This is a genomic window from Streptomyces sp. BHT-5-2, from assembly GCF_019774615.1.
In the GTDB taxonomy this organism is placed as follows: Bacteria; Actinomycetota; Actinomycetes; order Streptomycetales; family Streptomycetaceae; genus Streptomyces.
This window is the reverse complement of record NZ_CP081496.1, coordinates 5585913-5611031: the sequence shown is the minus strand read 5'-3', so window position 1 is coordinate 5611031 and position 25119 is coordinate 5585913. Positions and strand designations below refer to the sequence as shown.

Sequence of the window (25119 nt, the reverse complement as noted above, 5' to 3'; positions counted from 1 at the left end):
GGTCGCTTGCTGACACTTCGTCCGGCCAGGTTAGAGCCAGTTGCGCCGCCCGCCGACCTCGGCCAGCCACTGGTTGAGACATCCCGCCCAGTCGGTTCCCCCGAAGTCGCGCAGCCCCACCGTGAACGATCGGTAGGTGTCCGACCCCTCGCCGAACGGCCCCGGCTTCCTGCCCATCTCCAGCACCACGTCCATCTCCCGGTCGTCGGCCACGAAGGACAGCTCCACCTCGCTCAACCCCCGGTACTGCGGCGGTGCCGAGAACTCGATCTGCTGGTGGAAGGGCAGTCGCTGCCGCGTCCCGTGGATCCGCCCCTGCGCCAGACCGGCCGACTCGAACCGGAACCCGCGCCGCTCGAACGCGTCCAGGACGGCCTGCTGCGCCGGCAGCGGATGCACCCGCACCGGATCGAGATCACTGGAGTCCACCGCCCGCGCGATCGCCAGCTCCGTCGTCACTCCCACCTCCATCCCGCGCACCGGGTCGCCCGAGGAACGTCGTCACCGGCGTCTCCCAGGGGATCTCCAGCCCGAACGGCACCGTGTGCACGGCCCCCGCCCGCACCTCGAACGCCCCGCCCAGCCGCAGCCGGGCGAACTCGACGTCCCGCCCGACCTCCTCGCCCCCGCGCACGACCTCGACCCGCGCCTGGAGCCCGACAGACAACCCCCCACGCTCGTCCTCCCCTGACGCACCCCGCGCCCCAACCAGCCGACAGATCGTGGCCAGATCCTTGCGCACCCCGAACCGATCGACCGCATCGCGCTTTCCACAACCTCCCAAAGCGCCCCGCCACCCATCCACGGCTCTCGATTACGCTCGGGACGCATGACGGACGTACCGGACCGCACCCCCCTCCCGCGCGAATTCTTCGACCGCTCCGTTCTGGAAGTCGCCCCGGATCTCCTGGGCCGCACCCTGGTACGCCACAGCCCCGCCGGCCCGATCGAGCTCCGCCTCACCGAGGTCGAGGCGTACGACGGCGAGTCCGACCCGGGCTCCCACGCCTTCCGGGGCCGCACCGCCCGCAACGCCACGATGTACGGCCCGCCCGGTCACGCCTACGTCTACTTCATCTACGGCATGTGGTTCAGCATCAACCTCGTCTGCGGCCCCGAGGGCAGGGCCGGCGCCGTGCTGCTGCGCGCCGGCGAGATCCTCACCGGTACGCCGCTCGCCGTCGGCCGCCGCCCCAAGGCCCGCAACACCGACGAACTGGCCAAGGGCCCCGCCCGGCTGGCCACCGCCCTCGACATCGACCGCACCCTGGACGGCATCGACGTCTGCGGCACCGACCACAGCCCGATCACGATCCTCCAGGGCACCCCGGCCCGCCGCGACCTGGTGCGCAACGGCCCCCGCACCGGCGTCGGCGGCGACGGCGCCGACCATCCGTGGCGCTACTGGATCGACGGCGACCCCACCGTCAGTCGCTACCGCCCCCACGTGCCCAGGCGGCGCAGCGCCCCGACTGCTTGACTCTGCCCTGCCAAGCGCCTAACGTATCCCGAGCCGCTGGTTCCGGGCAGCGCTATCTGCGCACCCCCGAAGCGGCACAAACCACTACTCTGAACGACTCCCTGACGGGCCTTTTTTCGCGTTGCCGAAATTCGACCCGAACGGCCCGATTATGAGCCGTCAGGAAAAGCCGCTAAAGTAGTGACCACGCCGAAAGGCGAACCCCTCCGACCGAAAATCGGAACCGAATTCGAAGCCGGTAGCTGCTCATCGAGAAGCGGCCGGAAACGAAAAAGGATCTGGTAAGGTCGGAACCGCGAGAAAGCCGAAAGGCCGGATCGCACCGGCGGAAATCAGGGCCGAAAGGGTCTGATAGAGTCGGAGACGCAAGACTGAAGGGAAGCGCCCGGAGGAAGTCCGCGAGGGCAGGCCGAAGGAAGCGTCCGTTCCTTGAGAACTCAACAGCGTGCCAAAAGTCAACGCCAGATATGTTGATACCCCGTCTCCAACGTCATGTTGGGGCGAGGTTCCTTTGAAAGTCCTTCCAAAGCTTTGGGAGGCGCACAGCGAGGACGCTGTGAACCGCGGGGATTATTCCTCCTTGTGGTTCCGCTCTCGTGGTGTTCGCCCCGATTACGGGGAAGCATTCACGGAGAGTTTGATCCTGGCTCAGGACGAACGCTGGCGGCGTGCTTAACACATGCAAGTCGAACGATGAACCGGCTTCGGTCGGGGATTAGTGGCGAACGGGTGAGTAACACGTGGGCAATCTGCCCTTCACTCTGGGACAAGCCCTGGAAACGGGGTCTAATACCGGATATGACACACGGAGGCATCTTCTGTGTGTGGAAAGCTCCGGCGGTGAAGGATGAGCCCGCGGCCTATCAGCTTGTTGGTGAGGTAATGGCTCACCAAGGCGACGACGGGTAGCCGGCCTGAGAGGGCGACCGGCCACACTGGGACTGAGACACGGCCCAGACTCCTACGGGAGGCAGCAGTGGGGAATATTGCACAATGGGCGAAAGCCTGATGCAGCGACGCCGCGTGAGGGATGACGGCCTTCGGGTTGTAAACCTCTTTCAGCAGGGAAGAAGCGAGAGTGACGGTACCTGCAGAAGAAGCGCCGGCTAACTACGTGCCAGCAGCCGCGGTAATACGTAGGGCGCGAGCGTTGTCCGGAATTATTGGGCGTAAAGAGCTCGTAGGCGGCTTGTCGCGTCGGATGTGAAAGCCCGGGGCTTAACTCCGGGTCTGCATTCGATACGGGCAGGCTAGAGTTCGGTAGGGGAGATCGGAATTCCTGGTGTAGCGGTGAAATGCGCAGATATCAGGAGGAACACCGGTGGCGAAGGCGGATCTCTGGGCCGATACTGACGCTGAGGAGCGAAAGCGTGGGGAGCGAACAGGATTAGATACCCTGGTAGTCCACGCCGTAAACGTTGGGAACTAGGTGTGGGCGACATTCCACGTCGTCCGTGCCGCAGCTAACGCATTAAGTTCCCCGCCTGGGGAGTACGGCCGCAAGGCTAAAACTCAAAGGAATTGACGGGGGCCCGCACAAGCAGCGGAGCATGTGGCTTAATTCGACGCAACGCGAAGAACCTTACCAAGGCTTGACATACACCGGAAAACTCTGGAGACAGGGTCCCCCTTGTGGTCGGTGTACAGGTGGTGCATGGCTGTCGTCAGCTCGTGTCGTGAGATGTTGGGTTAAGTCCCGCAACGAGCGCAACCCTTGTTCTGTGTTGCCAGCATGCCTTTCGGGGTGATGGGGACTCACAGGAGACTGCCGGGGTCAACTCGGAGGAAGGTGGGGACGACGTCAAGTCATCATGCCCCTTATGTCTTGGGCTGCACACGTGCTACAATGGCCGGTACAATGAGCTGCGATACCGTGAGGTGGAGCGAATCTCAAAAAGCCGGTCTCAGTTCGGATTGGGGTCTGCAACTCGACCCCATGAAGTCGGAGTTGCTAGTAATCGCAGATCAGCATTGCTGCGGTGAATACGTTCCCGGGCCTTGTACACACCGCCCGTCACGTCACGAAAGTCGGTAACACCCGAAGCCGGTGGCCCAACCCCTTGTGGGAGGGAATCGTCGAAGGTGGGACTGGCGATTGGGACGAAGTCGTAACAAGGTAGCCGTACCGGAAGGTGCGGCTGGATCACCTCCTTTCTAAGGAGCATCTAGGCAGTCGCAAGATTGTCCAGAGCCACTACGTCGGCGAATGTTCGACGGTGGTTAGCTCATGGGTGGAACGTTGACTATTCGGCCTGTTCAGGTCATGGCTCGTTAGTACTGCTTCGGCGTGGAACACGGGACTGTGGTTTGGGTTGGTCGGGCGCGCTGTTGGGTGTCTGAGGGTGCGAGCGTTGCTTGCCCTTCGAACGCCGGCCCCAGTGAACTCAGCCTTCGGGTTGGGGTGGTGGGTGGCTGGTCGTTGCTTGAGAACTGCACAGTGGACGCGAGCATCTGTGGCCAAGTTTTTAAGGGCGCACGGTGGATGCCTTGGCACCAGGAACCGATGAAGGACGTGGGAGGCCGCGATAGGCCCCGGGGAGCTGTCAACCGAGCTTTGATCCGGGGGTGTCCGAATGGGGAAACCCGGCAGTCGTCATGGGCTGTCACCCGCTGCTGAACACATAGGCAGTGTGGAGGGAACGCGGGGAAGTGAAACATCTCAGTACCCGCAGGAAGAGAAAACAACCGTGATTCCGGGAGTAGTGGCGAGCGAAACTGGATGAGGCCAAACCGTATTGGTGTGATACCCGGCAGGGGTTGCCAGTGCGGGGTTGTGGGATCTCTTTTCTGCAGTCTGCCGGCTGTGGGACGAGTCAGAAACCGTTGATGTAGGCGAAGGACATGCGAAAGGTCCGGCGCAGAGGGTAAGACCCCCGTAGCTGAAACATCAGCGGCTCGTTTGAGAGACACCCAAGTAGCACGGGGCCCGAGAAATCCCGTGTGAATCTGGCGGGACCACCCGTTAAGCCTAAATATTCCCTGGTGACCGATAGCGGATAGTACCGTGAGGGAATGGTGAAAAGTACCGCGGGAGCGGAGTGAAATAGTACCTGAAACCGTGTGCCTACAAGCCGTGGGAGCGTCGCTGGTGAGTTTTCTCATCAGTCGTGACTGCGTGCCTTTTGAAGAATGAGCCTGCGAGTTAGCGGTGTGTAGCGAGGTTAACCCGTGTGGGGAAGCCGTAGCGAAAGCGAGTCCGAAGAGGGCGTTTGAGTTGCACGCTCTAGACCCGAAGCGGAGTGATCTAGCCATGGGCAGGTTGAAGCGGAGGTAAGACTTCGTGGAGGACCGAACCCACCAGGGTTGAAAACCTGGGGGATGACCTGTGGTTAGGGGTGAAAGGCCAATCAAACTCCGTGATAGCTGGTTCTCCCCGAAATGCATTTAGGTGCAGCGTCGTGTGTTTCTTGCCGGAGGTAGAGCACTGGATAGGCGATGGGCCCTACCGGGTTACTGACCTTAGCCAAACTCCGAATGCCGGTAAGTGAGAGCGCGGCAGTGAGACTGTGGGGGATAAGCTCCATGGTCGAGAGGGAAACAGCCCAGAGCATCGACTAAGGCCCCTAAGCGTGTGCTAAGTGGGAAAGGATGTGGAGTCGCAGAGACAACCAGGAGGTTGGCTTAGAAGCAGCCACCCTTGAAAGAGTGCGTAATAGCTCACTGGTCAAGTGATTCCGCGCCGACAATGTAGCGGGGCTCAAGTACACCGCCGAAGTCGTGTCATTGCGATATTACTCCTAACGGGGATCGTGATGGGTAGGGGAGCGTCGTGTGCCGGGTGAAGCAGCCGTGGAAGCGAGTTGTGGACGGTTCACGAGTGAGAATGCAGGCATGAGTAGCGATACAAGAGTGGGAAACTCTTGCGCCGATTGACTAAGGGTTCCTGGGTCAAGCTGATCTGCCCAGGGTAAGTCGGGACCTAAGGCGAGGCCGACAGGCGTAGTCGATGGACAACCGGTTGATATTCCGGTACCCGCTTTGAAGCGCCCAGTACTGAATCAGGCGATGCTAAGTCCGTGAAGCCGCCCTGATCTCTTCGGAGTTGAGGGGAGTGGTGGAGCCGACGGACCAGACTTGTAGTAGGTAAGCGATGGGGTGACGCAGGAAGGTAGTCCAGCCCGGGCGGTGGTTGTCCCGGGGTAAGGGTGTAGGCCGTGTGATAGGCAAATCCGTCGCACGTTAAGGCTGAGACCTGATGCCGAGCCGATTGTGGTGAAGTGGATGATCCTATGCTGTCGAGAAAAGCCTCTAGTGAGTTTCAAGGCGGCCCGTACCCTAAACCGACTCAGGTGGTCAGGTAGAGAATACCGAGGCGTTCGGGTGAACTATGGTTAAGGAACTCGGCAAAATGCCCCCGTAACTTCGGGAGAAGGGGGGCCATTTCTGGTGAGGGAACTTGCTTCCTGAGCTGGGGGTGGCCGCAGAGACCAGCGAGAAGCGACTGTTTACTAAAAACACAGGTCCGTGCGAAGCCGTAAGGCGATGTATACGGACTGACGCCTGCCCGGTGCTGGAACGTTAAGGGGACCGGTTAGTCAATCTTCGGGTTGGCGAAGCTGAGAACTTAAGCGCCAGTAAACGGCGGTGGTAACTATAACCATCCTAAGGTAGCGAAATTCCTTGTCGGGTAAGTTCCGACCTGCACGAATGGCGTAACGACTTCTCGACTGTCTCAACCATAGGCCCGGTGAAATTGCATTACGAGTAAAGATGCTCGTTTCGCGCAGCAGGACGGAAAGACCCCGGGACCTTTACTATAGCTTGATATTGGTGTTCGGTTCGGCTTGTGTAGGATAGGTGGGAGACTGTGAAGCGCCAACGCCAGTTGGTGTGGAGTCGTTGTTGAAATACCACTCTGGTCGTGCTGGATGTCTAACCTGGGTCCGTGATCCGGATCAGGGACAGTGTCTGGTGGGTAGTTTAACTGGGGCGGTTGCCTCCTAAAGGGTAACGGAGGCGCCCAAAGGTTCCCTCAGCCTGGTTGGTAATCAGGTGTTGAGTGTAAGTGCACAAGGGAGCTTGACTGTGAGACTGACGGGTCGAGCAGGTACGAAAGTAGGGACTAGTGATCCGGCGGTGGCTTGTGGAAGCGCCGTCGCTCAACGGATAAAAGGTACCCCGGGGATAACAGGCTGATCTTCCCCAAGAGTCCATATCGACGGGATGGTTTGGCACCTCGATGTCGGCTCGTCGCATCCTGGGGCTGGAGTCGGTCCCAAGGGTTGGGCTGTTCGCCCATTAAAGCGGTACGCGAGCTGGGTTTAGAACGTCGTGAGACAGTTCGGTCCCTATCCGCTGTGCGCGTAGGAGTCTTGAGAAGGGCTGTCCCTAGTACGAGAGGACCGGGACGGACGGACCTCTGGTGTGCCAGTTGTTCTGCCAAGGGCATGGCTGGTTGGCTACGTTCGGAAAGGATAACCGCTGAAAGCATCTAAGCGGGAAGCCTGCTTCGAGATGAGGGCTCCCTCCCACTTGATGGGGTAAGGCTCCCAGTAGACGACTGGGTTGATAGGCCAGATATGGAAGCATCGTAAGGTGTGGAGTTGACTGGTACTAATAGGCCGAGGGCTTGTCCTCAGTTGCTCGCGTCCACTGTGTGGTTCCCGGGTTGCGAACAGTCGCAGCGTCGGTGAACCAGCTGATATCCCGTTTTCGCGGGGTGACAGTTGCACGTCTTTAATTGAAGAGTGTGCTTGTTCGCTTGAACCCGAATGGGTTTCGGTGGTTATAGCGTTAGGGAAACGCCCGGTTACATTCCGAACCCGGAAGCTAAGCCTTTCAGCGCCGATGGTACTGCAGGGGGGACCCTGTGGGAGAGTAGGACGCCGCCGAACAATTTTTCAAGGACCCTTGGTCCCAGCGTTCACGCTGGGACCAAGGGTCCTTTTGTTTTGCCGGAGCGCGCCGAACGGGTCGGTGCGTGAGAATGAATGCAGTACCGAAGACAGGAGTCACGTCGATGCCCACCAACCCTTCCGACGATCGTCCGGAGCGCCGGCCTAGGCGCGACGGCGGTGACCGTGGTGGCTTCCGGCGCGATGACCGGGACCGGGGGCCGCGGCGTGACAGCCGCGACAACCGCACCGGCCGGGACAACCGCGCGGGTGAGCGCGGTGGTGAGCGCGGTGGCTACCGACGCGATGACCGCTTCGAGCGGCGCGACGAGCGGCGGGATGACCGGCGGGATGACCGGCCCGGTGGTCGTGGTGGGTTCCGCCGTGACGACCGTGGTGGTTTCCGGCGGGATGACGACCGCGGTGGTTTCCGGCGTGACGACGACCGTGGTGGTTTCCGTCGGGATGACCGGGACCGGGACCGGGGGCCGCGGCGGGATGACCGTGGTGGTGCCGAGCGCGGTGGGTTCCGCAGGGACGACCGTTCCGAGCGGCGGGACGACCGGGGCGGGTTCCGTCGGGATGAGCGGCGGGACGATCGCGACCGGGGTGGGTTCCGCAGGGACGACCGCTTCGAGCGGCGGGATGAGCGCGGCGGTGGCCGTGGCGGATTCCGTCGGGACGAGCGCGATGACCGTGGTGGCGACCGTGGTGGGTTCCGTCGGGACGACCGTGCGCGGGCGCCGCGGCGGGATGACGACCGTGGTGGCTTCCGGCGGGATGACGACCGTGGTGGTTTCCGGCGCGATGACGACCGGGGTGGGTTCCGTCGGGATGACCGGGACCGGGACCGGGACCGGGGGCCGCGGCGGGATGACCGTGGTGGCGACCGTGGTGGGTTCCGTCGGGACGAGCGCGGGGGCGGCGAGCGCGGGGCGCGGCGGCCCTACGGCGGCGGGCGTGGCCGGGACGATCGTCGGGACGACCGCCGGGACGGGCCGCGGCACTACGACCGCCGGGACGACCGTCGCGACGAGCGGCGGGACCGTGACCGGGAGCCGATCAAGCGGCTGCCGATTCCGGACGACGTGACCGGCGAGGAGATCGACAAGGCCGTGCGGCAGGAGCTGCAGAGCCTGCCGAAGACGCTGGCCGAGGACGTCGCCAGGAACCTGGTGATGGTCGCGCGGCTGCTCGACGAGGACCCGGAGAAGGCGTACGGGTACGCGCAGGTGGCGCTGCGGCTGGCGTCGCGGGTCGCGGCGGTCCGGGAGGCCGGAGGCTTCGCGGCGTACGCGGTCGGGAAGTACCCCGAGGCGCTGAAGGAGTTCCGGGCGGCGCGGCGGATGACCGGCAGCGCGGAGCTGTGGCCGCTCATGGCGGACTGCGAGCGGGGGCTCGGGCGGCCGGAGAAGGCGCTGGCGATGGCCGGTGAGCCGGAGGTGCAGCGGCTGGACCGGGCCGGGCAGGTCGAGATGCGGCTGGTCGCGGCCGGGGCCCGGCGGGACATGGGGCAGGCGGACGCCGCGGTGGTGACGCTGCAGAGCCCCGAGCTGGCGTCGAACGCGGTGCAGCCGTGGACGGCCCGGCTGCGCTACGCGTACGCGGACGCGCTGCTGGCGGTCGGTCGCGAGGGCGAGGCGCGGGACTGGTTCGCCAAGGCGCTGGAGGCCGACCAGGCCGGGACCACGGATGCGTCGGACCGGCTGGCAGAGCTGGACGGGGTGCAGTTCACCGACGCGCTGGTCGAGGACGACGACGAGGCCGAGGGCCGGGACCAGGGCCCGGACGGCGTTGCGGCCGGTGGTGAGGCGCAGGCCGGTGGCGGCGCGGAGAAGGACGAGAAGGCTGACACGGCTGAGAAGTCCGAGTAGGTGAGTGTGTGAAGAAGGGCGGGCCCGGTGCGGGTCCGCCCTTCTTCGTATGGGGGGTGGGGTCAGGGGGCGTAGGGGGCGATGGGGTTGTGGAGGGTGCCGATGAGCTGGAGGGCGCCGGCCGGGTCCTGGAGGTCGACCATCTGCTGGTTGTTGCGCAGCTGGAGGCGGTTGAGGCAGGAGAGGGCGAACTCGGGGGCGAACATGTCGTACTCGGCGAACTTGTCGGCGAAGTGGGGGTGGGCCGCCTGGTAGTCGGTGACGGTGGCGGCGACGGTGCGCCAGAAGGTGTCCTCGTCCAGGACGCCGCGGTCGGCGAGGGTGGCGCCGAGGAAGCGGAAGAAGCAGTCGAAGACGTCGGTGAAGACGGAGAGCAGCTTCTTGTCGTCGGGGACGTCGGCGCGGATGCGTTCGACGGTCGGCGGGAGGACCGCGTCGGCGGACATCACGGCGATCTCCTCGGCGATGTCCTTGAAGATCACGCGGGCCACCGCGCCGTCCTCGATGACGAGGATGGCGTTCTCGCCGTGCGGCATGAAGACCAGGTCGTAGGCGTAGAAGGCGTGCAGGACCGGGGTGAGGTAGCCGTCGAGGTAGCGGCGCAGCCAGACCTCGGGGGCCAGGCCGGACTCGGCGATCAGGGCGGCGGCGAAGGAGTCGCCGGCGCGGTCGAGGTGGAGGAGGGAGGCCATGGTCGCCAGCCGCTGGCCCGGTTCGAGGGTGGGGACCGGGCTCTCGCGCCAGAGGGCGGCGAGCATCTTGCGGTAGGCGGAGCCCTTCTCGGTGGCGGCCTCGTACTGGCGGTGGTGGTAGCCGATGGCGGCGCGCTCGCGGATGATCGAGAAGCGGGCGGCCCGGAAGGTGTCGTCGGCGTCGATCAGGCGGGCCAGCCAGTCGTTGATGGCCGGGGTGGCCTCCATGTACGAGGCGGAAAGGCCGCGCATGAAGCCCATGTTGAGGACCGAGAGGGCCGTTTTGACGTAGTGCTTGCCGGGGTGGCTGGTGTTGAAGAAGGTGCGGATGGACTGCTGGGCGAGGTACTGGTCGTCGCCGGGGCCCAGGCAGACCAGGCGGCGCTGGGCGACCTCGGCGGCGAAGGTGACGGAGAGCTTGTTCCACCACTGCCAGGGGTGGGTGGGGAAGAGGTGGTAGTCGTCGGGGTCGAGGCCGAGAGCGGTGAGGTCGGCGGTGAAGCGGGCCCGGGTCTCCGCGGGGAGTTCGGCCTCGATGAGGGTGTCGTAGTCGAGGCCGGCGCCGGCGGTGAAGGTGCTGTGGTCGCGGTGGGCGGCCAGCCAGACGAGTTGCAGCGGGGCGGCGGCCTCGGGGGCGTAGGCATGGTACTCGTGGACGCCGAAGCCGAGGCGGCCGTTGTTGGCGACGAAGCAGGGGTGGCCCTCGGTCATGCCGGTCTCGACGGCCTGGAAGCCGTCGGTGGCGAGTTCGGCGGCGGTGGGGGCCTTGCCGGCGAGCTTGTAGGCGGTGCCGGAGAGGGTGGAGCTGATCTCCTCCAGGTAGACCGGGAGGACGTCCGGGGACAGGCCCAGGGACGTGTGGAGCTCGGTGATGAAGTCCAGGGCGTCCAGGGGGAGTTCGGTGCCGGCGCGGTGGCGGGTGATGCTGTCCGGGTCGATCTGCCAGTGGTCCAGGGCCCGTCTGCGGGCGGTGAAGCGGTAGGCGGTGGCGGCGTCGTCGCTGTGGACGGCGTAGCGGTCGGCCTCGGGCAGCGGCTCGGGCGTCAGGAGGCGTTCGTGGGCGAACTCGGCGAGGGCCTTGCGGACCAGGGCGCGGTTGGCGCGGGCCCACAGCTCGGGGGTGAGGTGGGCGACCGCGTCCTGGGCGGGCTGGTGCGGGGTGGGGGAGGGGGTTTCCCGGGTGGTCATCGGTGGGCTCCTCGGGCGGCCAGGAACTGGTCGCGGGTGCAGGTGCTGAGCAGGGCGTCTTTGGCGGGCAGCGAGACGGTGCGGACGACTTCAAAGCCGACGGCGTCGTTGAGGGCGTGCACCGCGGTGTTGCGGGTGTCGGGTTCGACGACCACGCGGCGGACGTCGGGGTCGGCGAAGAGGCTCTCCATGACGGTGGTCAGGACGGCGTGGGTGAAGCCGTGGACGGGGGTGTCCGTGGGGGCCGTCAGGAAGTGCATGCCGATGTCGCCGGGCCGGGCGGCGTGGATGCCGACGAGTTCGCGGTGGGCGGGGTCGTAGCGCTCCATGAGGAAGGCGGGGGCGCCGTTGTGCAGGCCGAGGAGGGCGTCGTGGTGCGGGTCGGCGTCGATCCGGGCGAACTCCTTCTCGACGGCCGGCAGGTCGCAGTCCTGCATCAGCCAGAAGACGGCCTTGGGGTGGGTGACCCAGGAGTGTAGGACGGCGGCGTCGGCGGCGGGGTCGACGGGCCGCAGGGCGAACTCCCCCAGCGCGGGGTCGGTGCGGGTGAAGGCGGGGGTGTTCATACGGATATCCCCATCGGGTCGTGCGGGCCGGCCGGGGCGGAGAACTCCTGGAAGGCGATGGCCTTCTCGACCGGGTAGTACTCGCGGCCGAGCAGCTCGCGGATGATGCAGGAGTTGCGGTAGGCGGCCATGCCGAGGTCGGGCGTGACGAAGCCGTGGGTGTGCAGCTCGGCGTTCTGCACGAAGATGCCGTGGCCGGTGGTGTCGATGCTGTAGTTGCGGGCGACGTCGTAGCGGCCGGTGGCGTCCCAGGCGATGCGGTCGCGGACCGGGTCGAGGAAGTCGGGGACGCGGTAGCGGTAGCCGGTGGCGAGGATCAGGCCCTGGGTGGCGAGGGTGAAGTCGCGGCCCTCCTCCTCCTGGCGCAGACCGAGGGTGTAGGTGCCGGTGGCCTCGTCGTAACGGGCGTCTTCCAGCGCGGTGTTGGTGAGCAGGCGGGTGCGGACCGGGCCGGCCAGGCGCTTCTGGTAGAGCAGGTCGAAGATGTCGTTGATCAGCTCCGAGTCGATGCCCTTGTAGAGGTGCTTCTGGGTGGCGTTGAGGCGGTCGCGGGTGGCCGGGGGGAGGGCGTGGAAGTAGTCCACGTACTCCGGGGAGGTCATCTCCAGGGTGAGCTTGGTGTATTCGAGGGGGAAGAAGCGGGGGGAGCGGGTGGCCCAGGTCAGCTGGTAGCCGTGGGCGTCGATGTCCTGGAGGAGGTCGTGGTAGATCTCGGCGGCGCTCTGGCCGCTGCCGATGATGGTGATGCTGTCCTTGGCCTGGAGGGCGGCCTTGGCGTCGAGGTAGCCGGAGTTGTGCAGGGCGTCGCCGCCGAGGTCGCGGCAGGCGTCGGGGAGGTGCGGCGGGGTGCCGGTGCCCAGGACCAGCCGGCGGGCCCGGAAGGTGCGCCGTTCGCCGTGGTGGTCGGCGTGGACGAGGTAGACCTCGGCGGTCTCGTCGTACTCGACGGTGGTGACCTTGTGGGAGAAGCGGACGGTGTCGAGTTTGCCGACGGCCCAGCGGCAGTAGTCGTTGAACTCGGCGCGCAGCGGATAGAAGTTCTCGCGGATGTAGAAGGAGTACATCCGGCCCGATTCCTTGAGGTAGTTGAGGAAGGAGAAGGGCGAGGTGGGGTCGGCGAGGGTGACCAGGTCGGCCATGAACGGGACCTGGAGGTGGCTGCTCTCCAGCATCATGCCGGGGTGCCAGTCGAAGGCCGGCCGGTCGTCGAGGAAGAGGCCGTTCAGCTCGTCGACGGGGGCGGTCAGGCAGGCCAGGCCCAGGTTGAACGGGCCGAGCCCGATGGCGAGGAAGTCGTAGGGGGGCTCGTGGGGGACGGTCACGGGGGGATCTCTCCGGAGATGATCGGACGGTTGCGTCGGGTCAGGGGGCGCTGAGGGCCGGGGCCGGGCGGCCTGCGCCGGGCCGCTCGGCGAGGTGGCGGCCGGCGTGCTCGGCGATCAGGTCGAGGACGGTGGCGATGTCCTCCAGCGTGGTCTCCGGGTTGAGCAGGGTGAACTTCAGGTAGTGCCGGCCGTCGACCTTGGTGCCCGCGACGATCGCGTCACCGGAGGCGAAGAGGGCGTCCCGGGCGTGCAGATTGACCCGGTCGGTGAGCTCGGGGTCCTGGGGGCCGCCGGGGAGGTAGCGGAAGACCAGGGTGCTCAGCTGGGGCTGGACCACGACCTCGAAGCGCGGGTCGTCGTACAGCAGTTTCCAGGCGTCGGCGGCCCGGTCCACGACCTCGTCGAAGAGTTCGCCGACGGCCTGGGCGCCCATGGTGCGCAGCGTCAGCCAGAGCTTGAGGGCGTCGAAGCGGCGGGTGGTCTGGAGTGACTTGTCGACCTGGTTGGGGATCCGCTTCTCGGCCATCCGGCGCGGGTTGAGGTAGTCCGCGTGGTAGGTGACGTGCCGGAGGGTGGTGCGGTCGCGGACCAGGACGGCGCTGGAACTGACCGGCTGGAAGAAGGACTTGTGGTAGTCGACGGTCACCGAGTCGGCGTGTTCGATGCCGGTGAGCAGTTCGCGGCGGCGGGAGACCAGCAGGCCGCAGCCGTAGGCGGCGTCCACGTGCATCCAGGCGCCGTACCGGGCGGCCAGGTCGGCGATCTCCGGGAGCGGGTCGATGGAGCCGAAGTCGGTGGTGCCGGCGGTGGCGACGACGGCCATGGGTATCAGGCCGTCGCGGCGGCAGCGCTCCAGTTCGGCGGCGAGCGCGTCGGTGCGCATCCGCCTGGTGTCGTCGGCGGGGACGGCGATGACGGCCTCCGCGCCCAGGCCGAGCAGGGTGGCGGACTTGCGGATGCTGAAGTGGCTGCAGGCGGAGGTGAGGATGCGCAGCCGGGGGAGCAGGTCGGTGAGGCGGGTGCCTTCCGGGGAGTCCTCGCGGGCGAGTTCGCGGCGGCAGGTCTCGTCCCGGGCGAGCAGCATGGCCTGGAGGTTGGACTGGCTGCCGCCGCTGGTGAAGATGCCGTCGGCGGCCGGGCCGAGGCCGATCCGCTCGGCCGTCCAGTCGACCAGGCGGCGCTCGATGAGGGTGCCGCCGGCGCTCTGGTCCCAGGTGTCGAGGGAGGAGTTGACGGCGGAGAGCACGGCCTCGCCGACGAGGGCCGGGATCACCACGGGGCAGTTGAGGTGCGCGAGGTAGCGCGGGTGGTGGAAGTAGATCGCGTCGCGGAGGTAGACGCGTTCCAGCTCGTCGAGCGCGGCGGCCGGGTCGTGGAGCGGGGTGTCGAGGTCGACGGCGGCGACGGTGGGCGCCAGCTCGTCGACGGAGACGCCGGTGAAGGGGCGCTCGGTGGTGGCGAACCGGTCGCTGAGCCGGGTGACGCTCTCCGTGACGGCGGAGCGGTAGCGGTCGGCGGTGCGGTTGTTGAGCAGATAGGTGCGGCTGTCGGCCGGGTCCTCGGCGGGGTGCGCGAGGCGACTCATGAAGTGCCCTCCCTGGTGCGGGTCGACCGCGTCCTGTGCAGGTGCGGAGTGTGCACAGGGGCAGGGAGACCCGCCCGGTGACGCAGTGAGGTAAGCCTAACCTAACTAGATCGCCGGGTGGGTGTGGGGTGCGCGGACGAGCCGGTCCCGCGACGGTCAGCGACTCCCTTCGTCGAGCGTGCGCAGCACCAGACCGGTCGCCGGCTTGGGGCCGAACGAGGTGGACTTGCGGGGCATCGTCACGCCCTGCTGGGCGAGTTGGCGGACCGTCTCCTCCGAGGTGGCGCGCATCAGCACGGCCGTCCCGCCGTGCCGGGCGGCCTGCGCCACCGCCGCCTCGGCGTGGTGCAGATAGCCGATGTCCGACGGGCGGTCCGGGATCCGCCAGACCTCGTCCAGCAGCACCGAGTGCAGCACCGTCGCGTCCAACCGCCGCCACGCCTCGGGCCGGTCGGCGCGGATCGCCCCGTCCAGCAGGCCCGGGTCGGGGCGGTCCAGGAGGTGGAAGGAGTCCGGGCCGCCGGACAGGACGAAGGCGTTGCCCGGGGTCTGCGCCAGCGCCTCCAGGGCGGCGGGCAGCCCGCCCGGCAGCCGGGCGACCCGGAACGCGCCGGCCACGTCCGCCAGCGCCTTCTCCGGGGGCAGATGCGGCAGCACCCGGTGGATCGCCCGGACCTGGAGCGGATAGCGGGCGGTGTCGACCAGCAGCACCAGCCCGGACGCCCACGGGGAGTCCGGGCCGCCCTCCGGCCGCTGCTCGTGGAGCCGCTGGTAGGTCGCCCAGCGGTGGTGGCCGTCGGCGATCAGCGCCTCCCGGAGGGCCAGGTCCGCGTCGACGGCGGCCAGCTCGGCCGGGTCGGTGAGCGCCCACAGGCGGTGTGCGAAGCCGTCCTCGGTCGTGGTCGCGAGCAGCGGGGCGCGCAGGACCGTGCGCTCGATGACCGCGGTGGCGCCGTTCGCGGTGCCCTGGCCGCGGTACGACAGCAGCAGCGGCTCGAAGTTGGCGGCCGCGGCCCCCATCAGGGCGGCCCGGTCCTCGACCACCTCGGGGATGACGTCCTCGTGCGGCAGCACCGGGCCGTCCAGCCGCAGCGCGCCGATCAGACCGCGCTGGAGGACGTCGCCGGCGCGCTGCTCGTAGACGTACAGCGCCGGCTCCGGATCCGGTGTGAGGATTCCCTCCTCGCGCCACCGGCGCAGGGTCTCGGCGGCCCGGCGGTGCCGGGCGGCCGGATCGGCGGCCTGCGGCAGGATCAGCCGGACGATGTTGTACGGGTCGGAGGTCTCCAACTCCAGTACCTCGTCCGGGCGGACCACGACGTCGTAGGGCGGAGAGGTGACCGCGGTGAGGCTGCTGACCCGGTCCGGGGCGTAGCGCAGGCCGCGGAACGGGAGGAGGCGGAGGCCGTCGGATGTGGTCATTGAAGAATGCTATGCCGGGAAGGGGGTGCGGGATGATCGGGGGAGAGACCGCGATCGGCCAGAAATATCGACCGGGCGATCTGCGGTACGGCACCGAGGAGCGAGGAGCAGGACGGCATGGGCGAGCAGGTTCGCGAGCGGTCGGGCGACGGCGTGCGGCGCCGGCCCGACGGGTGCCGGGGCGCGCTGAGCGCGGCGTACGACACGGCGCTGCTGGATCTGGACGGCGTGGTCTACACGGGCGGCGAGGCCATCGAGCACGCCGTCGGGGCGCTGACCGCGGCGCACGAGGGCGGCATGCACCTGGCATACGTGACCAACAACGCGTCCCGGACGCCGCAGGCGGTCGCCGGCCAGCTGGCCGGATTCGGTCTGCCGGCGACCCCGGAGGACGTGATCACCTCCGCGCAGGCGGTCGCCCGGCTGATCTCCGAGCAGGTGCCGGACGGCGCCCGGGTGCTGGCGATCGGCGGTGAGGGGCTGCGGGTGGCGCTGCGCGAGCGCGGTCTGGTGCCGGTGGCGTCGGCGGACGACGACCCGGCGGCGGTGGTCCAGGGCTACGACCCGTCGCTGGACTGGGAGCAGCTGGCCGAGGCCGCGTACGCGGTGCAGCGCGGGGTGCCGTGGTTCGCCTCCAACACCGATCTGACCATCCCCAAGGAGCGCGGGATCGCGCCGGGCAACGGCGCGCTGGTGGAGGTGGTGCGGATCGCCGCCGGCGGGGCGCCGCGGGTCGCGGGCAAGCCGCAGCCCCCGATGCACCGGGAGACGGTGTTGCGGACCGGTGCGCGGCGGCCGCTGGTGGTCGGCGACCGGCTCGACACCGACATCGAGGGCGCCTGGAACGGCGGCGTGGACTCCCTGCTGGTGCTCACCGGCGTCACCACCCCGGCCGACCTCCTGGCCGCGCCGCCCGCGCACCGGCCGACGTACGTGGACGCGGATCTGCGCGGGCTGCTGCGGCCGCAGCCGGAGGTGGCGGCCGACGGCGCCGGCTTCCGCTGCGGCGGCTGGCGGGCCGAGGCGGCCGGTGACGAACTGCTCCTGGACGGCGCGGGCGAGCCGCTGGACGGGCTGCGGGCGCTGTGCGCGGCGGCCTGGACCGCGGCGGGCGAGGGGAGTTGCCCGGTGGACGCGGCCAAGGCGCTGGGCGCGCTGGGTATGTAACGGCGCGTCAGATCCCGAAGGGAAGGCCGACGGGCCCCGCCGCGGAGAGCGGCGGGGCCGTGCGTGTCGGAGGGCCGTGCGTGTGAGGGGAGGGGAGAGATCGGTGCCCGGCGGCTCACTCCTCGCCGGTGGCGGCGGCCGCCGCGGTCAGCTCCGCGATCAGGTCCTCCTCGGTGGCGCCGCGCCGCCAGTAGCCGGTGAACTTCACCGCGCGGCGGTCGAATCCGCGCTCCCGCACGAGGTGCCGGCGGACCGCCTTGACGGTGCCGGCCTCGCCGGCGATCCAGGCGTACGGGGTGCCCTCGGGGAGGTCGGCGGCGCGCAGCGCGTCCAGGACGGGCTCGCCGCGGCCGGGCCCGGCGTGCTCCCGGACGAGCCAGGTGACCTCGACGTCGGCGAAGCTCGGCAGCGCCCGGCGGTCGTCCTCGTGGCCGATCTCGATCCAGACCTTGGCGACGGTGCCCGGGGAGAGCCAGGCGAGGTTGCCGGCGATGGCCGGGAGGGCGGTCTCGTCACCGGTCAGCAGGATCCAGTCGGTGCCGGGCGGCGGCCGGAAGTCCACCCCGCCGTTGTCCGCGACGGCCGGGGCGAGGACGGTCAGCCGGTCGCCGGGCCGGGCCGCGAGCGCCCAGCGGCTGGCCGGGCCCCCGGCCGCCGAGGCCGGGTCGTCGGCGCCGTGCAGTGCGAAGTCCACGTCGAACTCGCCGAGATGGGGCCGCTGTTCGCGGATGGTGTAGGAGCGCATCACCGGGCGCTCGGCCGGGTCCTGCGCCCGCCAGGTGGCGTACCAGCCGTCCCCGGTGTCCTCGAAGACCGGGGCGGACTGGTGGGGCTGTGGGAGGAACAGTTTGAAGCGCTGGTCCCGGCCGCCGGACGCCAGTTCCGCCAGTCGTTCGCCGGTGAAGGTGATCCGCACCATGGACGGGCCGAGCCGCCGGGTGCGGGCGACCCGGACGTCGAAGAAGCGGAACGGCGCGGAGGTGGGGGCGGCGGTCGCGGTCATACGGGAACCTCCCGGGGCGGGGAACGGACTGGGGCGGGCGGGCCGGGCCGGCGGGAAACCGGCCCGGCGGTGCGTCAGTTGACCTTCTTCGCGTTTTCGACGGCCTGGGCGAGCGACTCCAGGAGCGGGGTGGCGCCGGCGTAGGAGAAGCGCGGCTCGCTGGCCCAGGGGGTGATCTGGCCGGCCTTGACGGCGGGCAGTTTGGCCCAGGACGGCTTGGCGGCCAGGTCCTTGGGCTGGAGGGTGGCGGTCCGGTTGTCCAGCAGGAGCACGTCGGCCTTGTACTTGTCGGCGTTCTCCCAGCTCAGGCTCTCGAAGTAGCCGCCCTTGTCGAGGTGGTCGGGGACGATCAGGTCCACGCCGAGGGACTTGAAGTACATCAGGTCCGCGTTGATGCCGGGGTTGGAGGCGTAGAAGAAGTCGGCGGCACCGGAGCAGGCCAGGACCTTGACCGGGTGGGCGGCGGCGGCCTTGCGCAGGCGCGCCGCGGCCTTCTCGAAGCGGGCCTTGGCGTCGGTGACCTTCTTGGCCTTCAGGTCCGCGCCGAGCGAGGCGGCGAGGTCCGCGTACCGCCCGATGATCCGGTCCATCGGCACCCGGGACGAGGTGACGGCCACCGACTTGGCCAGCTTGGTGATCTTGTCCTTGCTGTCGTCCGGGACGAACCACAGGGCGCCCGGCTCGTACATGTTGGTGACCAGCAGGTCGGGGGCGAGGCTCGCGTACTTCTCGACGTTGAACTGGTTGTAGGCGTTGCCGAGGATGGTGACCTTGTCGATGTCGAGGTCGCCGGCCTGCGGGTCGGGCTTGCCGTTCGCCAGCTTGGTGGGGCCGAAGACGCCGACGACCTGTTCGTCGATGCCGAAGTCGTGCAGGGCCGCGGCGGTGCCGGTGAAGGCGACGATCCGGTGCGGGGTGTCGGGGAGCGACACCTTCTGCCCGCGGTCGTCGGTGAAGGACCACGGGCCGCCCTTGCCGCCCCCGCCGGATCCCCCCGAGCCCTTGCTCCCGCCGCACGCGGCGAGCAGGGCGCCGATGCCGACGGCACCGCCCGCGGCCAGGACGCCGCGTCGGGACAGGGATACGCTGCGAGGGGTTCTCATGACTTCGTGCTTCTCTCTGGAGGCGGAGCGCCCCAACGGGCATGGCGGGTGGGCCGAAACCGCAAGGGTCGGTAGATCGACTGTTTGTGAGGGTAGGCTAACCTAACTGCCGTGTTGGTTGACAGCCCCCCCGTTGACAGTCCGCCCGACGCGGCGACGGCTCCCGGCGCACCACGACGGCGGCACGCCGTCCGCGCCGCGGGACTGGTCGCCTCCCTCGCCCTGCTCGCCGTCGTCGCCGTCCTCGGCATCGCCGTCGGCGCCAAACAGATCCCCCTCGACCAGGTCTGGCACGGGGTGTTCCACTACTCCGGCGCCGACACCGACGTCGTCATCCGCGACCTGCGGCTGCCCCGCACCCTCCTCGGGCTGCTGGTCGGCGCCGCCCTCGGCCTCGCCGGCACCGTCATGCAGGCACTCACCCGCAACCCGCTCGCCGACCCCGGACTCCTCGGCATCAACGCCGGCGCCTCGGCCGCGGTGGTCTCCGGCATCAGCTTCTTCGGCGTCACCACGCTGTCCGGCTATGTGTGGTTCGCCTTCGCCGGCGCCGCCCTCGTCTCGGTCGCGGTCTACGTGCTCGGCGGCACCCGCAACGCCACCCCGGTCCGGCTCGCGCTCGCCGGCACCGCGCTGACCGCCGTCCTCACCGGCTACCTCAACGCCGTCAACCTCATGGACTCCGCGGCGCTGGACCGGATGCGGTTCTGGACGGTCGGCTCGCTGGCCACCGCCACCATGCCGACGGTGACCCGGATCGCACCGTTCCTCGCGGCCGGCGCGCTGCTCGCACTGCTGCTCGCCCGCCCGCTCAACGCCGTCGCGCTCGGCGACGACCAGGCCCGCGCCCTGGGCGCCCGGCTCACCCGCACCCGGGTGCTGGCCATGCTCGCGGTCACCCTGCTGTGCGGCGGCGCCACCGCGGTCTGCGGCCCGATCGTCTACGTCGGCCTGATGGTGCCGCACGCGGTGCGCGCCCTCACCGGGCCGGATCTGCGCTGGATCCTGCCGTACTCGGCGGTGCTCTCGCCGGTGCTGCTGGTCGGCGCGGACGTGCTCGGACGGGTGGTGGCCCGGCCCGGCGAACTCCAGGTCGGCATCGTCACCGCGGTCGTCGGCGGCCCGGTCTTCATCTACCTCGTCCGGCGCAAGCGGATGGCCCAACTGTGAACGGGCGAGGCGGACATGAGGCAGGTGGCGGACGTGACGGGCGCGACGGACCGGGCGGGCGAGGCGAACGAGGAGAGGCAGTGAACGCGACAGTGAAGCCCGGAGAGCCCGGAGAGCCCGGAAAGATAGCTAAGTCCGGAAAGCTCGGAAAGCCCGGAAGGCTCGTAAAGGCCGGGGAGTCGGGCATACCCGCCGCCCGGCGGCGGACCCGCACGGTGCGGACCGCCGGCGGCCTCTCGCTCCGGATGGACCTGCGCGCCGTCCTGGCCGGGGCGCTGCTGCTGGCCGTCGCCGCGGCCGCCGCGGTCGCCCTGATCGGCTCCGGCGACTTCCCGATGACCCCGTCGGAGGTGCTCACCACCCTGACCGGCGGCGGCACCGTCGGCCAGGAGTTCATCGTGCACGAACTGCGGCTGCCGCGGGTGCTGGTGGGGCTGCTGGTCGGCGCCGCCTTCGGGCTCGGCGGCGCGGTCTTCCAGGCCGTCTCCCGCAACCCGCTGGGCAGCCCGGACATGCTCGGCCTCTCCCAGGGCTCGTCGGTCGGCGCGCTGGTGGTGATCGTGTGGTTCCACGGCGAGCCCTTCGCGGTGGCCACCGGCGCGGTCGTCGGCGGGGTGGCCACCGGCGTGGCCATCTTCCTGCTCGCCTGGAAGCGCGGCGTCCACGGCTACCGCTTCGTCCTCGTCGGCATCGGCGCCGCCGCCATGCTCTACGCCGTGGTGCTCTACCTCCTGACGAAGTCCACCATCCACGACGCGGCCCGGGCCACCACCTGGATGACCGGTTCGCTCAGCGGCCGCGACTGGAGCCAGGTCGGGCCGCTGGCCGCGGTCTGCGCGGTGCTGGTCCCGGTGGTGCTGCTGTGCGCGCGGCCGCTGCGGATGCTGGAGATGGGCGACGACGCGGCCGCCGCGCTGGGGGTACGGACCGAACGCGTCCGGATCACCGCCCTGTTGGCCGCCGTCGTCCTCGTCGCCGCCGGCACCGCCGCGGCCGGCCCGATCTCCTTCGTCGCCCTCACCGCGCCCCAGCTCGCCCGCCGGCTGACCCGCTCGCCCGGCCCCAACCTGCTGCCCGCCGCCCTGATGGGCGCCGCCCTGCTGGTCGGCGCGGACTGGGCCGCCCAACGGCTCTTCGGCGCCGACCAGCTGCCGGTCGGCGTGGTGACCGGCGTCCTCGGCGGCGGCTATCTGCTGTGGCTGCTGGTCGTCGAGCGCAAGGCGGGCCGGGTGTGACCGGCCGACCGCCCGCCACGGCGACCTCAGGAACCCTCGGCGCCCCCGGCGGCACCGGCGACCCGACCACCCCCACCACCCCAGGAGCCACCCAGTGAGCCGTCTGTCGGCCGAGAACCTCACCCTCGCCTACGACCAGCGGACCATCGCCGAGGACCTCACGGTCGCCGTCCCCGACCGGTCCTTCACCGTCATCGTCGGCCCCAACGCCTGCGGCAAGTCCACGCTGCTGCGCGCCCTGTCGCGGATGCTCAAGCCGGCCGCCGGCGCCGTCCTGCTCGACGGGCAGAAGATCTCCTCGCTGCCGGCCAAGCAGGTCGCCCGCACCCTGGGTCTGCTGCCGCAGTCCTCGGTCGCCCCCGACGGCATCACCGTCGCCGACCTCGTCGCCCGCGGCCGCTACCCGCACCAGGGGCTGCTGCGCCAGTGGTCGGCCGAGGACGAGCGGATCGTCCAGGAGTCGATGGCCGCGACCGGCGTGGCCGCGCTGGCCGACCGCTATGTCGACGAACTCTCCGGCGGGCAGCGGCAGCGCGTCTGGATCGCCATGGCCCTGGCCCAGCAGACGCCGCTGTTCCTCCTCGACGAGCCGACCACCTACCTCGACATCCAGCACCAGATCGAGATCCTGGACCTGTGCGCCAGCCTTCACGAGGAACAGGGCCGCACCCTGGTCGCGGTGCTGCACGACCTCAACCAGGCGGCCCGCTACGCCACCCATCTGATCGCCATGAAGAACGGCGCGGTGGTCGCCGAGGGCGCGCCGTCGGAGATCGTCACCGCCGAGCTGGTGGGCCGGGTTTTCGGCATCGACTGCCGGATCATCGACGACCCCGAGACCGGCACCCCGCTGGTCGTCCCGGCCGCCCGCCGGCGTCGGCCTCGGGCAGCAGCCGCCGCGGCGGCGTCGGCTACAGCAGCGTCCTGAGCCGCATCAGGTCGCGCAGCCCGGCCTCCAGCCGCACCCGGCCGCTGCCCCAGGCCCGGGCGAAGTTGAGCCGGCCGTCCACCAGCGCGACCAGGTCGTCGCCGGTCATCGTCAGCCGGATCTCGGCCTTCTCCGGCGGCGGCCCCGCGACGCAGGTCACGTCCTGCAGGCCGCCGTCGGCCAGCCGCCCGACGAAGGTGGTGTCCAGGTCGGTGATGCGGCAGCTGACCGAGCGGTCGAGCGCGGCGGCGCCGCGCACGTCGCCGTCCGCCGAGGAAAGGTTGTGGGCCAGCCGGTCGAGCGCGGCGCGGCACTGGTCGAGAGTTGCCATCGGCCCGACGATACGCCAGGTCACGGACGGCCGGGGGCGCACGGCCGAGGTAGCGTCGGGGGCATGGCAGACCCCACGAACGGCCCGGAACCGGGCCCGGCCGCGCCGCAGGCCGCCCGGGACCCTGCGGCCCCCGAGACCACCGAGGTGCGCGAGGCCACCGACGTGCGCGAGCCTCCCGAGGCGCCGGCATCCGCGGAGCCCGCCGAGCCCGCCGGCCCGCGGCCGCTCGGAGTGGCACCGGCCCCCACCGGCCGGACCGACGTCGACGCCGCCCTGGGGCGGCTGGCCGAAGCCGACCACCTCCCGGTGAGCGGCCACCTGGACATGTACGAGGATGTCCACCGTGGGCTGCGCGACGTGCTGGCCGCCCTCGACCAGCACCCCGGGCCGCCCGCACCGTCCCCGACGCCCGATCGACCCGACCGGCACGACCAGTAGGAGCTGAACCACAGGTGGCAGGAGTGGCACGACGCCGTCTCGACGCGGAGCTGGTGCGCCGCAAGCTGGCCCGCTCGCGGGAGCACGCGAGTCAGCTGATCGCCGCGGGCCGGGTGACCGTCGGCGGGGCGACCGCGACCAAGCCGGCCACCCAGGTGGAGACCAGCGCGGCCCTGGTCGTCCGCGCGGACGAGGGCGACCCGGACTACGTCTCGCGCGGCGGCCACAAGCTCGCCGGGGCGCTGGCCGCCTTCGCCCCGCACGGACTCCGCGTCGAGGGTCGCCGGGCGCTCGACGCCGGCGCCTCCACCGGCGGCTTCACCGACGTCCTGCTGCGCGCCGGCGCCGGCCATGTCGTCGCCGTGGACGTCGGCTACGGGCAGCTCGCCTGGCAGCTGCAGAGCGACGAGCGGGTCACCGTCAAGGACCGCACCAACGTCCGCGAGCTGACCCTGGACCAGATCGACGACGTCCCCGTCGACCTCGTCGTCGGCGACCTCTCCTTCATCCCGCTGGGCCTGGTGCTGCCCGCGCTGGTCCGCTGCGCGGCGCCCGACGCCGACCTGGTGCTGATGGTCAAGCCGCAGTTCGAGGTCGGCAAGGAGCGGCTGGGCAGCGGCGGGGTGGTGCGCAGCGCCGCGCTGCGGGCCGAGGCGGTGCGCGGCGTCGCGGACCGCGCGGCCGGGCTGGGGCTGGGCGTCCTCGGCGTGACCGCCAGCCCGTTGCCCGGTCCTTCGGGGAATGTCGAGTACTTTCTGTGGCTGCGCGCCGGGGCGCCTGCACTCGACCCGGCGGATGTCGACCGTGCAGTGGCGGAGGGGCCCAGTTGACCACTACCCAGGCAGTTGAAGGCAGCGCGGCACAGCAGGACGGCCGCACCGGGCGGACGGTGTTCCTGCTCGCGCACACCGGCCGCCCGGCGGCCGTGCGCAGCGCCGAACTCGTCGTCCAGGGACTGCTGCGCAGCGGGATCGGGGTGCGGGTGCTGGCCGAGGAGGCCGCGGACCTGCCGCTGCCGGCCTCGGTCGAGCGCGTGGAGTCCGAGCAGTGCGCGGCCGAGGGCTGCGAACTGCTCGTCGTCCTCGGCGGGGACGGCACGCTGCTGCGCGGCGCGGACTTCGCCCGGACGTCCGGGGTGCCGATGCTGGGAGTCAACCTCGGCCGGGTCGGTTTCCTCGCCGAGGCCGAGCGCGACGACCTCGACAAGGTCGTCGACCGCGTCGTCACCCGCTCCTACGAGGTCGAGGAGCGGATGACCCTCGACGTCCTGGTGCGCAACAACGGTGCCGTGGTGCACACCGACTGGGCGCTCAACGAGGCGTCCGTGGAGAAGGCCGCCCGCGAGCGGATGCTGGAGGTGGTCACCGAGGTGGACGGCCGGCCGGTCTCCCGCTTCGGCGGCGACGGCGTGGTCTGCGCGACCCCGACCGGCTCCACCGCCTACGCCTTCTCGGCCGGCGGCCCGGTCGTCTGGCCGGAGGTCGAGGCGCTGCTGATGGTCCCGATCAGCGCCCATGCGCTGTTCGCCAAGCCGCTGGTCACCTCGCCGACCTCGGTGCTGGCCGTCGAGGTCCAGCCCAAGACGCCGCACGGGGTGCTGTGGTGCGACGGCCGGCGCAGCGTCGAACTGCCCGCCGGCGCCCGCGTCGAGGTCCGCCGTGGCGCCGTCCCGGTCCGCCTGGCCCGGCTGCACCACGCCTCCTTCACCGACCGGCTGGTCGCCAAGTTCGCCCTCCCGGTGGCCGGTTGGCGGGGCGCGCCCCACTAGGGCACAC

General features: G+C 69.6%; 18 protein-coding genes, 3 rRNA genes and 1 pseudogene. 12 read left to right on the top strand and 10 right to left on the bottom strand.

What is annotated here, in order from left to right; translation table 11 throughout:
- Positions 1-30: 30 nt before the first annotated feature.
- A pseudogene (locus K2224_RS24840) lies at positions 31-730 on the bottom strand (sporulation protein).
- A 99-nt stretch (positions 731-829) separates the two neighbouring features.
- Between K2224_RS24840 and K2224_RS24835 the strand changes: the two are divergent.
- From K2224_RS24835 to rrf, 4 genes are all read left to right on the top strand, one after another.
- Positions 830-1480 carry a DNA-3-methyladenine glycosylase gene (locus tag K2224_RS24835; protein ID WP_221908716.1) on the top strand — a complete coding sequence of 217 codons (651 nt, stop codon included), beginning with the start codon at positions 830-832 and terminating at the stop codon, positions 1478-1480.
- A gap of 625 nt (positions 1481-2105) precedes the next feature.
- Positions 2106-3634: ribosomal RNA gene (locus K2224_RS24830) — 16S ribosomal RNA — on the top strand.
- Between the two features lie 301 nt (positions 3635-3935).
- Positions 3936-7057 (top strand): 23S ribosomal RNA (locus tag K2224_RS24825).
- Positions 7058-7197: 140 nt separating this feature from the next.
- Positions 7198-7314: ribosomal RNA gene (gene rrf, locus K2224_RS24820) — 5S ribosomal RNA — on the top strand.
- The 16S, 23S and 5S rRNA genes sit together here, the layout of an rRNA operon.
- A gap of 29 nt (positions 7315-7343) precedes the next feature.
- On the opposite strand, the gene K2224_RS24815 is transcribed toward rrf, so the two are convergent.
- Entirely contained in the window at positions 7344-8321 is a 978-nt protein-coding gene (locus tag K2224_RS24815; RefSeq protein ID WP_221908715.1) for a hypothetical protein, read from the bottom strand.
- Between the two features lie 108 nt (positions 8322-8429).
- Between K2224_RS24815 and K2224_RS24810 the strand changes: the two genes are divergently transcribed.
- Positions 8430-9188 (top strand): hypothetical protein, encoded by a 759-nt coding sequence (locus tag K2224_RS24810; RefSeq protein WP_260693504.1) that lies wholly within the window; start codon positions 8430-8432, stop codon positions 9186-9188.
- A gap of 62 nt (positions 9189-9250) precedes the next feature.
- On the opposite strand, the gene K2224_RS24805 is transcribed toward K2224_RS24810, so the two are convergent.
- The 5 genes from K2224_RS24805 to K2224_RS24785 form a co-directional block, all read right to left on the bottom strand.
- Positions 9251-11068, bottom strand: a complete 1818-nt coding sequence (locus K2224_RS24805) for an IucA/IucC family siderophore biosynthesis protein (protein ID WP_221908714.1) — start codon at positions 11066-11068, stop codon at positions 9251-9253.
- Positions 11065-11634, bottom strand: coding sequence for a GNAT family N-acetyltransferase (locus tag K2224_RS24800; protein WP_221908713.1), 570 nt, complete (start codon positions 11632-11634; stop codon positions 11065-11067). The genes K2224_RS24805 and K2224_RS24800 overlap by 4 nt, the downstream gene beginning before the upstream one ends.
- On the bottom strand, positions 11631-12956 hold the full coding sequence (locus K2224_RS24795; protein WP_221908712.1) for a lysine N(6)-hydroxylase/L-ornithine N(5)-oxygenase family protein: 1326 nt from the start codon (positions 12954-12956) through the stop codon (positions 11631-11633). Before K2224_RS24795 ends, K2224_RS24800 begins: the two co-directional genes overlap by 4 nt.
- 40 nt (positions 12957-12996) lie before the next feature.
- Positions 12997-14544: an aspartate aminotransferase family protein gene (locus K2224_RS24790; RefSeq protein ID WP_221908711.1), complete on the bottom strand. Its 1548-nt coding sequence runs from the start codon at positions 14542-14544 to the stop codon at positions 12997-12999.
- Between the two features lie 156 nt (positions 14545-14700).
- Positions 14701-15966 carry a DUF1015 family protein gene (locus tag K2224_RS24785; RefSeq protein ID WP_221908710.1) on the bottom strand — a complete coding sequence of 422 codons (1266 nt, stop codon included), beginning with the start codon at positions 15964-15966 and terminating at the stop codon, positions 14701-14703.
- Positions 15967-16083: 117 nt separating this feature from the next.
- On the opposite strand from K2224_RS24785, the gene K2224_RS24780 reads away from it, so the two are divergent.
- Entirely contained in the window at positions 16084-17133 is a 1050-nt protein-coding gene (locus tag K2224_RS24780) for an HAD-IIA family hydrolase (protein WP_260693064.1), read from the top strand.
- A 115-nt stretch (positions 17134-17248) separates the two neighbouring features.
- Here the strand turns inward: K2224_RS24780 and K2224_RS24775 are convergent, their stop codons facing one another.
- Positions 17249-18136 (bottom strand): siderophore-interacting protein, encoded by an 888-nt coding sequence (locus tag K2224_RS24775; protein ID WP_221908709.1) that lies wholly within the window; start codon positions 18134-18136, stop codon positions 17249-17251.
- 74 nt (positions 18137-18210) lie between these two features.
- A complete protein-coding gene (locus K2224_RS24770; protein WP_221908708.1) occupies positions 18211-19239 on the bottom strand; it encodes an ABC transporter substrate-binding protein in 1029 nt (342 codons plus the stop codon).
- A 111-nt stretch (positions 19240-19350) separates the two neighbouring features.
- Here K2224_RS24770 and K2224_RS24765 point away from each other — a divergent pair, with 111 nt between their 5' ends.
- The 3 genes from K2224_RS24765 to K2224_RS24755 all read left to right on the top strand — a co-directional run bounded on the left by K2224_RS24765 (position 19351) and on the right by K2224_RS24755 (position 22572).
- Positions 19351-20409 (top strand): iron ABC transporter permease, encoded by a 1059-nt coding sequence (locus K2224_RS24765; protein ID WP_221908707.1) that lies wholly within the window; start codon positions 19351-19353, stop codon positions 20407-20409.
- Between the two features lie 245 nt (positions 20410-20654).
- Positions 20655-21644 carry an iron chelate uptake ABC transporter family permease subunit gene (locus K2224_RS24760; RefSeq protein WP_260693503.1) on the top strand — a complete coding sequence of 330 codons (990 nt, stop codon included), beginning with the start codon at positions 20655-20657 and terminating at the stop codon, positions 21642-21644.
- A gap of 94 nt (positions 21645-21738) precedes the next feature.
- Positions 21739-22572 carry an ABC transporter ATP-binding protein gene (locus K2224_RS24755; protein ID WP_221908705.1) on the top strand — a complete coding sequence of 278 codons (834 nt, stop codon included), beginning with the start codon at positions 21739-21741 and terminating at the stop codon, positions 22570-22572.
- Here K2224_RS24755 and K2224_RS24750 read toward each other — a convergent pair.
- Positions 22556-22903 (bottom strand): SCP2 sterol-binding domain-containing protein, encoded by a 348-nt coding sequence (locus tag K2224_RS24750; protein WP_221908704.1) that lies wholly within the window; start codon positions 22901-22903, stop codon positions 22556-22558. The genes K2224_RS24755 and K2224_RS24750 overlap by 17 nt on opposite strands.
- A gap of 63 nt (positions 22904-22966) precedes the next feature.
- Here K2224_RS24750 and K2224_RS24745 point away from each other — a divergent pair, with 63 nt between their 5' ends.
- Genes K2224_RS24745 through K2224_RS24735 form a run of 3 tightly spaced genes read left to right on the top strand, consistent with a single transcriptional unit; the run spans position 22967 to position 25112 of the window.
- A complete protein-coding gene (locus tag K2224_RS24745; protein WP_260693055.1) occupies positions 22967-23344 on the top strand; it encodes a hypothetical protein in 378 nt (125 codons plus the stop codon).
- Positions 23345-23358: 14 nt separating this feature from the next.
- Positions 23359-24174: a TlyA family RNA methyltransferase gene (locus tag K2224_RS24740; RefSeq protein ID WP_221908703.1), complete on the top strand. Its 816-nt coding sequence runs from the start codon at positions 23359-23361 to the stop codon at positions 24172-24174.
- A complete protein-coding gene (locus K2224_RS24735) occupies positions 24171-25112 on the top strand; it encodes an NAD kinase (protein ID WP_260693052.1) in 942 nt (313 codons plus the stop codon). The genes K2224_RS24740 and K2224_RS24735 overlap by 4 nt, the downstream gene beginning before the upstream one ends.
- Positions 25113-25119: the final 7 nt, after the last annotated feature.

Coding starts and splice junctions, on each gene's coding strand:
- K2224_RS24835 (WP_221908716.1), top strand. CDS start 830: ATGACGGACGTACCGGACCGCACCCCCCTCCCGCGCGAATTCTTCGAC.
- K2224_RS24805 (WP_221908714.1), bottom strand. CDS start 11,068: ATGACCACCCGGGAAACCCCCTCCCCCACCCCGCACCAGCCCGCCCAG.
- K2224_RS24800 (WP_221908713.1), bottom strand. CDS start 11,634: ATGAACACCCCCGCCTTCACCCGCACCGACCCCGCGCTGGGGGAGTTC.
- K2224_RS24790 (WP_221908711.1), bottom strand. CDS start 14,544: ATGAGTCGCCTCGCGCACCCCGCCGAGGACCCGGCCGACAGCCGCACC.
- K2224_RS24785 (WP_221908710.1), bottom strand. CDS start 15,966: ATGACCACATCCGACGGCCTCCGCCTCCTCCCGTTCCGCGGCCTGCGC.
- K2224_RS24780 (WP_260693064.1), top strand. CDS start 16,084: ATGGGCGAGCAGGTTCGCGAGCGGTCGGGCGACGGCGTGCGGCGCCGG.
- K2224_RS24775 (WP_221908709.1), bottom strand. CDS start 18,136: ATGACCGCGACCGCCGCCCCCACCTCCGCGCCGTTCCGCTTCTTCGAC.
- K2224_RS24770 (WP_221908708.1), bottom strand. CDS start 19,239: ATGAGAACCCCTCGCAGCGTATCCCTGTCCCGACGCGGCGTCCTGGCC.
- K2224_RS24760 (WP_260693503.1), top strand. CDS start 20,655: ATGGACCTGCGCGCCGTCCTGGCCGGGGCGCTGCTGCTGGCCGTCGCC.
- K2224_RS24750 (WP_221908704.1), bottom strand. CDS start 22,903: ATGGCAACTCTCGACCAGTGCCGCGCCGCGCTCGACCGGCTGGCCCAC.
- K2224_RS24745 (WP_260693055.1), top strand. CDS start 22,967: ATGGCAGACCCCACGAACGGCCCGGAACCGGGCCCGGCCGCGCCGCAG.